The 13,505-nt window shown below is 43.2% G+C and carries 10 protein-coding genes; 2 read left to right on the top strand and 8 right to left on the bottom strand.

Translation table 11 applies throughout. The features are described from left to right. Positions 1 to 321: 321 nt before the first annotated feature. The 8 genes from ACVBDY_RS17835 to ACVBDY_RS17800 all read right to left on the bottom strand — a co-directional run bounded on the left by ACVBDY_RS17835 (position 322) and on the right by ACVBDY_RS17800 (position 9,116). Complete coding sequence (locus ACVBDY_RS17835; RefSeq protein ID WP_447176815.1) at positions 322 to 2,037, bottom strand: sodium:solute symporter family protein; 1,716 nt, start codon at positions 2,035 to 2,037, stop codon at positions 322 to 324. Between the two features lie 3 nt (positions 2,038 to 2,040). Continuing rightward, positions 2,041 to 2,166 carry a hypothetical protein gene (locus ACVBDY_RS17830; protein ID WP_447176814.1) on the bottom strand — a complete coding sequence of 42 codons (126 nt, stop codon included), beginning with the start codon at positions 2,164 to 2,166 and terminating at the stop codon, positions 2,041 to 2,043. A 60-nt stretch (positions 2,167 to 2,226) separates the two neighbouring features. Then, positions 2,227 to 4,728, bottom strand: coding sequence for a PIG-L family deacetylase (locus tag ACVBDY_RS17825; protein ID WP_447176813.1), 2,502 nt, complete (start codon positions 4,726 to 4,728; stop codon positions 2,227 to 2,229). A gap of 132 nt (positions 4,729 to 4,860) precedes the next feature. Next, positions 4,861 to 5,397 (bottom strand): mechanosensitive ion channel domain-containing protein, encoded by a 537-nt coding sequence (locus ACVBDY_RS17820; RefSeq protein ID WP_447176812.1) that lies wholly within the window; start codon positions 5,395 to 5,397, stop codon positions 4,861 to 4,863. Positions 5,398 to 5,472: 75 nt separating this feature from the next. Further along, positions 5,473 to 6,069: a Maf-like protein gene (locus ACVBDY_RS17815; protein WP_447176811.1), complete on the bottom strand. Its 597-nt coding sequence runs from the start codon at positions 6,067 to 6,069 to the stop codon at positions 5,473 to 5,475. A gap of 157 nt (positions 6,070 to 6,226) precedes the next feature. Beyond that, positions 6,227 to 7,324 (bottom strand): acyltransferase family protein, encoded by a 1,098-nt coding sequence (locus ACVBDY_RS17810; RefSeq protein ID WP_447176810.1) that lies wholly within the window; start codon positions 7,322 to 7,324, stop codon positions 6,227 to 6,229. Positions 7,325 to 7,524: 200 nt separating this feature from the next. Beyond that, positions 7,525 to 8,049: a KdsC family phosphatase gene (locus tag ACVBDY_RS17805; RefSeq protein ID WP_447176809.1), complete on the bottom strand. Its 525-nt coding sequence runs from the start codon at positions 8,047 to 8,049 to the stop codon at positions 7,525 to 7,527. Positions 8,050 to 8,375: 326 nt separating this feature from the next. Beyond that, the gene (locus ACVBDY_RS17800; RefSeq protein WP_447176808.1) at positions 8,376 to 9,116 is read right to left on the bottom strand and encodes a Rossmann-like and DUF2520 domain-containing protein; all 741 of its coding nucleotides are present in this window, start codon (positions 9,114 to 9,116) and stop codon (positions 8,376 to 8,378) included. 375 nt (positions 9,117 to 9,491) lie between these two features. On the opposite strand from ACVBDY_RS17800, the gene ACVBDY_RS17795 reads away from it, so the two are divergent. Beyond that, a complete protein-coding gene (locus ACVBDY_RS17795) occupies positions 9,492 to 12,713 on the top strand; it encodes a cytochrome c biogenesis protein (RefSeq protein WP_447176807.1) in 3,222 nt (1,073 codons plus the stop codon). Between the two features lie 470 nt (positions 12,714 to 13,183). Continuing rightward, positions 13,184 to 13,417: a hypothetical protein gene (locus ACVBDY_RS17790; RefSeq protein ID WP_447176806.1), complete on the top strand. Its 234-nt coding sequence runs from the start codon at positions 13,184 to 13,186 to the stop codon at positions 13,415 to 13,417. Positions 13,418 to 13,505 lie beyond the last annotated feature (88 nt).

Below are 13,505 nucleotides of genomic sequence, written 5' to 3'. Positions count from 1 at the left end.
CGAAATTAAATTTTTGTCATCTACTAAAGACAAATATACTAAAATTGTATGGCGCAACCGGGAACCTTATCTTACGGGCCAAACGTTTCGGCATAAAAAGTTAATGTTTGATGTTTTCGAGTTATGGATGGCCCTGTTATCATCTGAAGTTTATACATTTTAGCTACGGATTCACGGATAATAGGAATGGTATTTTGTATTCATGACAAAACAGACTTTAGGTCCGCTATGAAAGCCTATGGATTCCTGATCCATAGAAATATAGTTTCAGCTCACCAACTATCAACCCCAAAACTAAAAACCAATCCGCAACGAACCCTATCAGGAGTTGCTCATTTTAAGGGAACGTTGCAGCATTTCGAAAAACAATGCTATGGTGATCACCAGGGAGCAGCCGATAAAGTTCAGCCATAAATAGCCTATCCGTTCATCCGAGTATACAAAAGTGTAATAAATAAAGAAAATAACGATCTGGGTGATCACTGCTGCCCAGAAGACCGCGTTGCCTCGAACAAACCTGAAAAAGAAGGCCAGAAGGAATATGCCCAGTACATTGCCGTAAAATACCGATCCTATGATATTTACCAGTTGGATGAGGTTGTCCAGAAGTGAACCGAAGTTGGCAAACGTAATGGCAATGATTCCCCAAAGTAAAGTAAACCATTTGGTAGCCGAAAGGTAATGACTGTCCTCTTTTTCGTTTTTATGGCTTCTCTTGTAGAGGTCTATCGTAGTAATGGTCCCCAGGGCATTTAGTTCCGAAGCAGTGGAGGACATGGCGGCAGAAAGTATAACAGCCAGCAGCAGTCCTATAAAGCCGGTGGGAAGATTGTTGAGTATAAAATGAATGAATACGTAGTCTTTATCATTGGTTTCTATAGCCGGGTCGGCCTTTTCGATAAGCTCCCTGGCTTTGCTCCTGTTAGCTCTTTCCTGTTGGTTAATATGCTTAATTTTTCGTTTGGCACTCAGTGTCATCTGGTAGTCCTTGACATTCAGTACTCCGGAGTAATACTCCTGTGCCATTTTTTTCTCGGTTTCCAGGTCCAGGTGCTCTTTTTCTAGTTGTCTGTATTCATCGGCATAAGAAGAATTCATAACGGCCTCCGTTGCAGCCGGATTAAAATTCAGGGGAGAGGCGTGGTATTGGTAAAAGACGAATACCATTACACCTACAAGCAGAATAAAGAATTGCATGGGGACTTTAAGCAGGCCGTTAAAGATAAGTCCCATCTGGCTTTCCCTGACGGTTTTTCCTGAGAGGTATCGTTGAACCTGGCTCTGGTCCGTACCGAAGTAAGACAGCATCAAAAAGAAACCTCCCGTAATTCCGCTCCAGAAGGTATACCTGCTCTGGGTATCCAGGGAAAAGTTGAGAATATTCAGTTTTTCGTTAGCACCCGCTACTTTCAATGCCTTGCTGAAGGTGAGGTCGTCTGGCAGGTAACGGAGGATAAGGAAAAAAGCCACGAACATACCGGACATGATAACAAACATCTGTTGTTTCTGTGTAACGTTTACGGCCTTTGTACCTCCGATCACCGTATAGACAATAACGAGCGAACCGATGATAATATTAAGGGTTTTCAGGTCCCAGCCCAATACGGCCGAAAGGATGATAGAAGGAGCATAGATGGTGATCCCTGCAGCGAGCCCCCGTTGTACAAGGAAAAGTATGGCGGTAAGGCTCCGGGTTTTCAGGTCAAAACGTTGTTCAAGGAATTCGTAGGCGGTATAGACTTTGAGTCTGTCATAGACCGGAATAAAAACAATGCAGATCACTATAATGGCCAGGGGAAGACCAAAATAGAACTGAACGAAGCCCATACCGTCGTGAAAAGCCTGCCCGGGGGTGGACAGGAAAGTAATGGCACTGGCCTGGGTAGCCATGACCGAAAGGCCTACGGTCCACCATTTGGCTTCTTTGTTTCCCAGGATGTAATCTTTGACAGTAGTGTTTCTCTTCGTTTTCCATGTACCGTAAACTACAATGAAAAGTAGGGTTGTATATAAAACTATCCAGTCTATACTTTCCATGTACTAACAGTTTTCCAACATTATAAAATAAAAGAGGATAATGTAAATGGCATTGGCTATAAGTACCAGGGTGTAGCTGGTTTTCCAACGCCATTTTTCGGGAGTATTATTTTTTTGCAATTGCTCCATTAACGAAGGTGATGTTTATTTTTTCTTTGTTCACGAAAGTTTTCTGTTCGGCACATCCTGTTAATTGCTGCTGTCCAGTTTACCTACTGAAAGCATATTGGCAAACAGCTTGAAAGCTCCTGGAACACCGGCAGGAAGTTCCCTGAAAAAACTCAGTCCCGTGTAAATATAATAACCTTTTCCGTAAGGAGCTACAAGAAGACTGCCTTCTTTTGCATTTTCTCCTTTATCATGCATGGCTAGCAGGGCGGTATATTTAGTATCCCATTGATTCGGAAAATAAAGTCCCCTTTCCTGGACCCAACCCTCGAAATCCGCAGCGGTTATTTTATTCGGGAAATTCAGTACGGGGTGATCTTCGGCCAAAAATTTTACGGAAGCGTTTTCGTCCGTAACCCTGTCCCTGGATAAATGCAGGGAGTATGGAGGCATTACGTTCAACGGGGTGCCGCGCCCTACAGTGTTGTACTGTACAATAAGCGTACCACCTTCTTTTACATAATTCAATAAAACGGGTTGCCTGGTATACAGGGCTTCCGATACGTTGTAGGCACGAATACCTATAACTATGGCATCGTAATCGGCAAGGGCAGAAGCAGAGAGGCTGTTTACGTCCAGAAGCGTTACACGATAACCTATTTGTCGCAGACTTTCGGGTATTTTATCACCGGCACCGGCTATATATCCTACCGATTTTCCTGCTCTTTCGATATTGAGCCGGACTACTTTGGCTTCCGAAGGCAGTAAGACGGACTGGGTAGGAATATGGTCATAATTTATCTCTACCAGTTCCCTGTCGTAAGTTTCCCCGTTTATCCTAACCACCGGCTTTATAAGCCCTTCACTTTCTTTTTCTGAAGGGGTCACCTGGAATATGACAGTTTTTTCTTCTCCCTTTGCCGTGGTTTGTAAAGGATGGCTTTCCGGTACCACCTTCCAGCCTTTCGGGGCTTCCAAGGAAATAGTACCATTAACTCCTTCACGGATAGCACGGACCTTTACCGGAATCCCTTTGGGCCCGTTGGCAAAAATATTTACCTTATTGGTGATTGTCGCCGTTACCGGGGGGAGTATTTCAAAAGGGTGGTATAATTCTCCTTTGGCAGGATCGGTATGTTTATATACAATATCTTTCTGAAAGTCTATCACCGTTCCGTCCATGGCCATGTGAAAATCGGCAGTGAGTATGACCGGGGTTTCGGGCAGGCCTATAAATTCAGGTTTCGCATGGTACATGCCCAGTGTCCCCTTGCACATCAGCCAGTATGGCGTCGTGTATTTTTTTGCATCCGGTATCGTGGTTTCCAGTTCAAAACCGTTCTTTTCGTTAGTTCCGAGTTTTGTGGCGATCTTTTTTACGGCACCGGAAGGAAGAATTTTCACACTCTGCAATTCAACATTCGTGTTCCCCCGGTTAATGGCTTCTATGCTGAGCTTAATTTTGCTTCCCGGGGTTGCCTGTGGATCTGTAGCGGTTACTTCCAGGTACAATCCGGCACAAGCCTGGATGATTTCTTTTATTTCTTTGGTCTTAACAGCTTTCCAATAGGTATCGTCCAGTTTTTGGATCAGGTTATAGGCCTTAACCAATTGCGGAACGTGTTCGGCCGGATTTTTAAAGTTGAAATGATGCTCTACCGATTTAAGCAGTTTTGCAATCTCTTCCGTACCGTCAATTCTGGACCATGTGGTATTAATACCTGAAAAAAGATTATTATTTTCCGGTTTGTCTCCTTTGAGCAATTCCAGGTATTCCGTTTCACTCCCTCTCGAAGCAGTACTACCAAAGCCCTGGCTTCTGTGCTGGCTTCGGCTTTGGGCGGCTATTTCTCCGTTGCTTTTTCCTATAACGGGATAATATCCCCCGAGGTCCATTTCTATGAGATTGCCTTTATTAGCATTGCGGAATTTTTCTTCGCTGCCGTAAAACCACCATGAGGTGTTGAAAAAAAGCCGTCGGGGTTGCCATGTTTCCAGTTGTTCCAGTTGTTCCGGGTAGATCTTTTTGTCCCCTGTCAGCTCAAAGGCTTCCACACTTAGCATTGCTGATGTAGTATGGTGCCCGTGTGTGGTACCAGGGCTACGGTGGTCAAAACGGTTGATAATGACGTCAGGACGGAATTTCCGTATGGCCAGTACCACATCGGCCAGGACGCTGTCTTTGTTCCAGATGCTCAATGTCTCATCCGGATGTTTTGAAAAACCAAAGTCATTGGCCCGGGAAAACATTTGCTCTCCGCCGTCTATTCGTCTTGCCGCCAGTAATTCTTCGGTTCGTATCACTCCCAGCAATTCCCGGAGTTCCGTACCGATGAGGTTCTGTCCTCCGTCACCCCTGGTGAGGGACAGGTAAGCCGTTCTGGCATGTACTTCATTGGACAGGTACGAGATCATCCTGGTGTTTTCATCGTCCGGATGAGCGGCCAGGTAAAGTGCCGAACCCAGGAAATTCAGTTTCTGTATGGCATGATATATATCGGAAGAAGAATAGGTTTTAGGTTGCTGGGCGTATGTGGCTGAGAAAGCAAAAATAAATGATAACAGAAGGGTAGTTTTACGCATTTCAGTTAGTTTTAGGTTTCCGCAGTTGTATTGCGATAAATGGTACACCGGTGATTGCCGGTCCCGGTAACAGCTTTTCAAATATAGAAATAATAGAAATTATTGCAGGGGGTTTAGGCTTTCTTTAACTATTTACAGGCTTCGGCTACCGTCATCTTCCGGAGAACTGCCATATACCTTGACCCCTTTTTGCAATAACAGGTTGTTGGGGTAGGTGACCAGTTCACCCTCTTCCGTACGGAGCATCAGGTGAAAAGCCTTTATATCTTCAATAGTGGCACGTACAGGAAAATCCTTGTCCAGGATCTCTATTTTATCCCCTATTTTAAAAGGAAATGTAAAGAACAGGATAATCCCCGCTGTAATGTTACTCAGTATAGACCATTGGGCAAATAAGGCAACACCTATTACTGCGAATATCGAAGAAAGTATCAGTCCCAGGTCTTCGAAATCCACATTCCATATAATGCTCATGGAAGCGATACCAATAAAGAATATGGTTATATTGGCATACCTCACAATAAGGGAGGTACGGGCATCATTATAGTGGCTTATTACCCCTACTTTCCGAATGATCTTAGACAACAGGTACCTGAGAAGGAAAAGAAAGGTAATAGTTATGGCTGTATATAACAATTGGTTTTTATATGGGTCAAAAAATGCAATCATCGCTTTTGTAGCTGTTTTACAGGAAAGAGTAAAGATACATCAGGAAATTATTTTTCAAACTGTCCCGTCCTTTTTTTAAGTGTTATCCGCTACCATGGTTTTCAACGTACTGTATACCAGGTGTGCGGGCAATCCTACCACATTAAAATAAGAACCTTCTATTTTTTTTATCCCGGTAAGGCCTATCCATTCCTGTATGCCATAGGCCCCGGCTTTGTCAAAAGGCTTAAAATGATCTATATAATATGCGATCTCTTCATCAGTAAGCACATCAAAATATACTTTGGTAACCGCATTTACTGTTTTTTGTAATGTGGTTGTGGTAAAGCATACGGAAGTGATAACGTCGTGACTGTCATCTGACAGGGCTTTCAGCATTTCCCGGGCCTCCTCCCTGTCTTTCGGTTTACCGAGGGCTTTTTCCCGGTGCCATACGATAGTGTCGGAAGTAATCAGGATGTCTTTTTCCTTCAGATCCTCTTTTAAAGGCAATGCTTTAAGTTGGGCCAGGTAATCCGGGATTTCGCCTCTGCGGAGTCTTTCCGGGTATATTTCCTCCACATTTTTCAACCGTATCTCAAAGTCAATCCCGAGGTCGCGGAAGAACTGGTGCCGTCTGGGAGAACCCGAAGCAAGGATGATATGATGATTTTCTAATATTTTCCGAAGCATATTACAGTTTTTTAATGGAATGTAAGGTGAGGCCCCGCAATGAAATTGTGATTACGTTACTTTCTTTAAACTTTCGCCACGAATACACGGATGTTTTTTGAGCATGACTTTTCAGCCTGCCACAGATCCCCGGAGTTTTTAATCCGTGGGCAATCGGTTAAATTTTTATGATTTTTCCTTTCCGGTACAGCCCGTAAGCGAAGAGCCATATAAAGAAAGTGAAAGTCAATGCAAACATAAGGCTACCTAGGTAATTGTCAAAAACAGGACGGAAAATGTTTTGATAAGACCATCCCATTAACGATGTATCCCCGATCTGTATCACATAAATGAATATTTTTACAACCAGTACAGATAGCATATAACTTACCAACGGGTTTTGCCCGAAAACCCGGAACACCAATGTCCAGTCGCTGACTTTCTTGATGTCGATAACCCATATAAACAAAGCCCATAACACTGTAATGATCCCAGTGGTAAAAAATACATACGAGCCTGTCCACAGTGGTTTGTTTATCGGGTAGATAAAGTCCCATAATTGACCGACGAGGATAAAACACAAAGCGAGCAGGGCCAGTTTTTTGACCTGGGACAGTCCCGGAGTACCGGATTTCAGTACGCTTTTACCAATTACATACCCCAGGAGCACCTGTCCGGCCGAAGAAAGTGTGCCCAACAGACCTTCCGGATCAAACGGAATGCCGTAGCCTTTGTACAAATGTCTTTCCCCGAGCAGGGCAGTGTCTAGTACGTTACCGAAATTTCCTTCCAGGGAATAGGGGGCATCTCCACCCATAAAATAGAGGATGGCCCAATGCCCGAGCAGAAGTACCGCAATGGAAAAGATCAGATAACCGGTCCTTTGCAGAAGGGTAATGCATATTCCCGCTACGAGAAAAGCCAGGGCAATGCGTTGCAGCACTCCGAAAATACGTAGGTCTGCTATATTGGTCCTGTAAAAAGGAAACCAGTTGAGCAGTACACCTATAAGGAAAATGAGGGCAGCCCTTTTTAAAAGCTTGAGCAGTACCGTTTTTTTTAACGAAGGATCCAGTTTTTTCATGGAGATACTCATAGAGAGCCCTACTACAAATAAAAAGCTGGGAAATACGAGGTCGGTGGGAGTACACCCGTTCCAGGAAGCGTGGCGCAGTGGCGCGTAAACATAATCCCATGATCCGGGTGTGTTTACCACGATCATAAAGAAAATGGTGAGTCCGCGTAATACATCTACGGACAAAATTCTGGTTTTCATGGTCAGTCGATTTGTTTTAGGGGCAATTTAATAATTTAAATCCGGTTTAAACCATATTGTTTTTCAGTTTGTAATGGATAAAACATGGAGAAAAAGAAAAGATAGCTTCCGTATTTGTCAACCCGGATTTCAAGGGAACCGGAAATCTAATGTTTCCGGTTTTCCCCGAAATAAAGATTTTTTAGGACTTTAACGGATTATTAATCATACCTGGCTTCAAAACTGTTGCTCCACTTTCCCTGTACTTTCAATACCTGTTCAATAACATCCCGTACACATCCCTTACCGCCGTTTTTATGAGATACATATCTGGCTATTTCCTTGATCTCCGGAACCGCATCCTGCGGACAGGTGGGCAGGCCCACTATTTGCATAGGGGGCAGGTCGGGCAGGTCATCGCCCATGTAAAGCACATTTTTGGGCTTTATGTCGTAGATGTTAAAATATTCGTTCAGGGCACCTGTCTTGTGATGTGCGCCCAGGTAAATATCCGTAACCCCCAGGCCCCGCATACGTTCCCGGACACCTTCGTTGGTTCCGCCCGAAATAATGCAAATGTTATAGCCCTTGTCTATGGCCGTTTTTATGGCATAGCCGTCTTTCAGGTTCATATTGCGGAGCATCTGTCCGTCGGAGGTAATTACAATAGTGCCGTCTGTGAGTACACCGTCTACATCAAAGACAAAGGTGGTGATGTCTTCCAGGTATTCTTTATAATTCTTCATGCAGGGAAATGTGTTTTGCTTTTGAGATTAAAAAAGGCAAAGTTACGAAGTTTCTTCCTGAAATGAGAGAGTGCCTGTTCAAGAGGATGGACAAACACCTCGTAGATAGAAAGTTCAGGTTGGATAAGAGTTGATGAGTTGGAAGTTGGGGGATGAGGAGCTTTCTTAGAAAACTGAAAAATAGTGAGTTACCTAGGAAAAATTCACAAAATACAATCAAAAGAAGCAAATCGTATATTCATTTCTGATACCGAACCCTTCCTTCGACTTTACCAGAGCAGGCAATTCAGGGAAGGCATGCTCAACTCACCAACTGAAAACATTTTTTACTGCTCCTGTATGGATTTCGTAAGTAATTCGTATATCTTTTTATATGTAGGGTGTTGGTTCAACTGGTTCAGGTGCTTTTGTATAGTGGTCTCGTCATGCCGTTTTGCCGGTCCGGTCTGGGCTTCGTCAGGGGGCATATTTTCTATTTTCTTAGCTGTTTCTGCTATGAGTGGCTTTAGCAGGTTGAAAGAAAGATTGTTTTTCTCACATATGTCATCTCCGATAGTATAGAGGTGGTTTACAAAATTGTTCACAAAAACAGCAGCCAGGTGAAGCGATCGTCGTTGTTCGGAATTTACCCGGTACACCTTTTGGGAAATACTACGGGCTACATATTCCAGTAATTTCCTATCCTCATCATTTCCCGCTTCGATACAAAGAGGAATTCCGGAGAAATCGACCTCCTTGTCCTTGGAAAAACTTTGCAGAGGATAAAAAACACCTCTGCGGTTTTCCGGGCTCAATTCATCCAGGGCAACACTTCCGGAAGTATGAACTACCAATCGCTCCTTAAAGGGGAGTTTATGGGAAACTTTGCTTATAGAATCGTCGGAGACGGCTATGATATACAGGTCGGCAGAAGAGATTTCATCGTAATTGTTTGTGACGGGAATACCGTCTATGGAAATACCATTCCGGTTAAATATTTGGATTACATTTGATTCGTTGCTGTTATGGAAAGCTTTTATTAAATGTGTAGCAACATTCCCGGAGCCGATGATAATTACTTTGGTCATGTGACAAAGTTACGAAGATACCGGAAATGGAAGGGTTATGAATCTTGGGTAATAATATTCCAGATATTTTCTTTTAAATTCGGGAAACAGTTCTATGCCGGTTTTACCAATTATCTCCCGCTTCTTATTACTTATCAAGTCGGACATGCCCAACTAAAAAACTATTTATATTTTAAGATGCGTTCACCCTGATTATTTTACAACCGGCTTTGTCCTACACAATGCCAGGTGTCGGGTTAAAGTCCGGCAGTATTTAAGAACATATTAACATTCCCTTATATTTCTTTCCCGTTTCATACCTGTAAAAATTCATAAAAACAACCTATTTTTGCAAGCGGAATACCATAGTGTAAAACTACACGTAAATAAGTTGTAATGACAGACTTCCTCAAGAAAACGCTCTTCTCCACCCGTTTAATGGCAATTTTATTTGTAGTATTTGCTACAGCACTGGCCTTCGGTACGTTTATCGAAAGCTGGTACAGTACTACTACGGCACGGATATGGATATATAATGCCTGGTGGTTCGAAGCCATAATGGTATTGTTTGTGATCAATTTTTCCGGAAATATTGCGCGTTACAGGTTGTATAAGCGGGAAAAATGGGCCGTACTCTTGTTACATATATCCTTTATGCTTATCATTATCGGGGCCTTTGTTACCCGGTATATCAGTTACGAAGGCGTAATGCCTATACGGGAAGGGGAAACCTCCAACACCTTCCTCTCCGATAAAACCTATTTCACAGCCTATATAGACGGGGATATTAACGGACAGCCCATGCGGAAGTCCATGCAGGAAGCTCTTCTTGTGTCTCCGGAAGGAATACTTTCCAGGCTTCCCTGGAGATCTGATTTTAACGGGCAGCCTTTTACCGTTTCCTATGCCGGGTATATCAGTGGTGCCGAAGAAGGACTTGTTCCGGACGAAAACGGGGAGGAATACCTCCAGGTAGTAGAAGCCGGAGGAGGCTCGCGTCACGATCACTACATAAAAAACGGCGAAGTGGCGAGTATTCACAACGTACTTTTTGCCCTCAACAAACCCACCCAGGGAGCTATCAATATCAATACACAAGACAGTGTGTATACCATATCTACCCCGTTTGAAGGGACTTTTATGCGAATGGCTGACCAGTTTCAGGATAGTGTGGTTAAAGACAGCGTACAGAAATTACAACTGCGGTCTTTGTATAATGTAGCGGGAATGCAGTTCGTATTTCCCGAGCCGGTAGTAAAAGGAAAATATGATATTGTTGAAGCCAAAGATAAAGCCAATGCTTCGCAGGATGCCCTTATTCTGGATATAGCTACCAATGGTGAGACCAAACGCGTAAAAATACTCGGAGGTAAGGGAATGACAAAAGAACCGTTAACTACAAGCATAGGAGGGCTGGATTTTCACCTTTCTTTCGGTTCCATAGAAATAGAGTTGCCTTTCAGTATCAAGCTCAACGATTTTATTGCGGAAAAATATCCCGGTACCGAAAACGGCTATGCCTCTTTTATGAGCAAAGTTACCGTAAATGATGAGCGGTCTTTTGATTATGATATTTATATGAACCATATTCTGGATCACGAGGGATATCGCTTTTTCCAGGCCAGGTTCGACCCGGATGAAAAAGGGACCGTATTGTCTGTCAATCACGATTTTTACGGTACCTGGATTACCTATATAGGCTACTTCCTGCTCTACACAGGGCTTATCGGTATCCTGTTCTATGGTAAGACAAGATTTAAAAGTCTCGGACAAATGTTAAAAAAGGTGAAAACCGAAAAGGCGAAACTGGCCACAATAGTAGTTCTTCTTCTCAGTTGCACCGCTTTTGCACAACAGGAACAGGCAGAGACTATAGATACCCATATGAACGATGAAGATCATACACATACCAATGTTCTGCCTGCCAAGACACAGATAGACTCCATAATAGCTGCAACGTCCGTAAACCAGGAGCATGCCGATAAGTTCGGTAAGCTGGTTATCCAGGATGATGGTGGTCGTATGAAACCCGTAAATACTTTTGCTTCCGAATTATTACGGAAGATCAGCAAAAGCGATTCATACAATGGGCTGGATGCCGACCAGGTTTTTCTATCCATGCTGCAAAATCCTGCTGCCTGGTACAATGCGGAGATCATCTACATGAAAAAGGGCAACGATAGCCTGCACAGGCTTATCGGTGTGGAAGAAGGTATAAAGTATGTAAAGGCCATAGATTTCTTTGATGATAAAGGAAATTACAAACTGGCACCATATCTTCAGGAAGCATATGGTACGAATGTCCCTAACCAGTTTCAGAAAGAATTCAAAGAAGCGGACCAGCGCCTGGCATTGCTGAACAGGGCTTTGGGAGGAGAGATACTTAAAATATTTCCGCTTCCGGACGAAGAGAACAACAAGTGGATATCTGCAGTAGATTTCAGGACCCGGCAATATCCTGTTGAGGATTCCCTCTATGCCAATTTTATAGATAAGTCCGTAAGTCTCTACCTCATATCTCTCAGGCAGGCCATAAAAACCGACGATTATACCGAAGCCGAAAAAATACTCGGGGCTTTTGAGAAGAACCAGGAAAACTTCGGGTCGGAAGTATTGCCTTCGGACCGTAAGGTAGAGGTGGAGGTACTTTACAATAAAGTGAATATTTTCCAGAAGTTGCTCATATGGTATATGACGGTCGGACTGGTCATGTTCTTTTTTATCGTGCTGTGTATATTTTACGAGAACAAGTTTTTAAAGACCCTTGTCTTCGCAGGTAAGGTAGGGATCATCATACTTTTTGTATTGCACACACTCGGACTCATAGCCCGTTCGTATATTTCCGGGCATGCTCCCTGGAGTGATGCTTATGAAAGCATGATATACGTGGCCTGGGCCACCATGCTTTTCGGACTGATATTCGGTCGTAAATCCGATCTTACGATGGCTTCCACGGCCTTTGTTACTTCTATTATCCTTTTCGGGGCACATATGAACTGGCTTGACCCGGCCATTGCCAACCTGCAACCCGTACTCAACAGTTATTGGTTGATGATCCACGTTTCCATTATCGTGGGAAGTTACGGACCTTTTACCCTGGGAATGATACTTGGCGTGGTGACACTGCTGCTGATTATGCTTACCAATGACAAGAACAGGAAGAAGATGGATCTCCATATAAAAGAGATCACTATAATAAACGAAATGGCGCTTACCGTAGGTCTTATTATGCTCACCATAGGTAACTTCCTCGGGGGGCAATGGGCGAACGAAAGTTGGGGCCGTTACTGGGGTTGGGACCCTAAAGAAACCTGGGCACTTATCAGTATTATGATCTATGCCTTTGTAGTACACATGCGCCTCGTTCCCGGACTTAGGGGAAGATTTGCATTCAATTATGCCAGTATCATCGCATACGCCAGTATTATGATGACCTATTTCGGTGTAAACTTTTATCTCGTGGGACTCCACAGTTATGCCAGCGGGGACAAAATGATAACCCCGGATTTCGTGTACTATTCCATAGTAGTTATTGGATTATTGGGGGCAATAAGTTATTGGAGGTATAGAAAATATTATAAGGACAGTAATGGTAAAAAGATATCAGGACAGTCATAAACCAGCTAATCTCCCGGGCTTCGATAAGAGTTTGTAGTTTTGAGGTTGGTTAGTTCTGAGTTTCTGAGTTGATAAGAGAATTATTCGGTTATTTAATTCTCAAACGTGGAATAAATACCCATAACAATATTAAAAAAGCAAATTTTTTCGGGAATAAGCCGGGATGAGAGCTCATCGAAACACAACAGCTTCCGCCAGAAATTCCCTAAAAACATCCGTGCATCCGTGGCTAACCAACTCTAAACCAAAAACTCCACGACTAAAAAACATTAAACTGCAAGGTTTGTGCAGGGAATAATATTAACTTTACAGTTAGCTACCCTGGATTTTGGATTTGAACTACTGCAAATCACATCTAAAAACAACCGTTTACCCCACACTGCCCCACATTGTATTCAGGATTTGAACAGTTTTGTAATAATTAAAACTGCTTTGAATTATAATCATTCATTAACTAAAATCTTTTAATTATGAAAACTTTAGAAAGCTATGGCGTTCAGGAGTTGAACGTTGCTGAATTACAGGAAACAGATGGGGGTATCACATTCGATCAGGCTTATCACGACTTCCAGCAAGGAGGAGCACACCTGGGCTTAGGTGCTGCAATGCTCATTTCAGGAGCATGGGCCGGTATCGCATTGACACCTGCGCTTATCCTTAATTCTTTAGGAATTGGTAGCCTGCTGGGTGGTCTTAATCTCTAAAACTGTCCGGATTTAGACAGTCTCTAAAATTAAGAAATAAGTGCCCGGTATCTTTCAGATGCCGGGCATAATTTTTAAATGTTTGCCA

Source organism: Sinomicrobium halophytocola (genome assembly GCF_052983395.1).
The sequence above is the reverse complement of the archived record's forward strand: the minus strand, read 5'-3'. Positions and strand labels throughout refer to the sequence as shown.

Coding starts and splice junctions, on each gene's coding strand:
- ACVBDY_RS17835 (WP_447176815.1), bottom strand. CDS start 2,037: ATGGAAAGTATAGACTGGATAGTTTTATATACAACCCTACTTTTCATT.
- ACVBDY_RS17830 (WP_447176814.1), bottom strand. CDS start 2,166: ATGGAGCAATTGCAAAAAAATAATACTCCCGAAAAATGGCGTTGGAAA.
- ACVBDY_RS17825 (WP_447176813.1), bottom strand. CDS start 4,728: ATGCGTAAAACTACCCTTCTGTTATCATTTATTTTTGCTTTCTCAGCC.
- ACVBDY_RS17820 (WP_447176812.1), bottom strand. CDS start 5,397: ATGATTGCATTTTTTGACCCATATAAAAACCAATTGTTATATACAGCC.
- ACVBDY_RS17815 (WP_447176811.1), bottom strand. CDS start 6,069: ATGCTTCGGAAAATATTAGAAAATCATCATATCATCCTTGCTTCGGGT.
- ACVBDY_RS17810 (WP_447176810.1), bottom strand. CDS start 7,324: ATGAAAACCAGAATTTTGTCCGTAGATGTATTACGCGGACTCACCATT.
- ACVBDY_RS17805 (WP_447176809.1), bottom strand. CDS start 8,049: ATGAAGAATTATAAAGAATACCTGGAAGACATCACCACCTTTGTCTTT.
- ACVBDY_RS17800 (WP_447176808.1), bottom strand. CDS start 9,116: ATGACCAAAGTAATTATCATCGGCTCCGGGAATGTTGCTACACATTTA.
- ACVBDY_RS17795 (WP_447176807.1), top strand. CDS start 9,492: ATGACAGACTTCCTCAAGAAAACGCTCTTCTCCACCCGTTTAATGGCA.
- ACVBDY_RS17790 (WP_447176806.1), top strand. CDS start 13,184: ATGAAAACTTTAGAAAGCTATGGCGTTCAGGAGTTGAACGTTGCTGAA.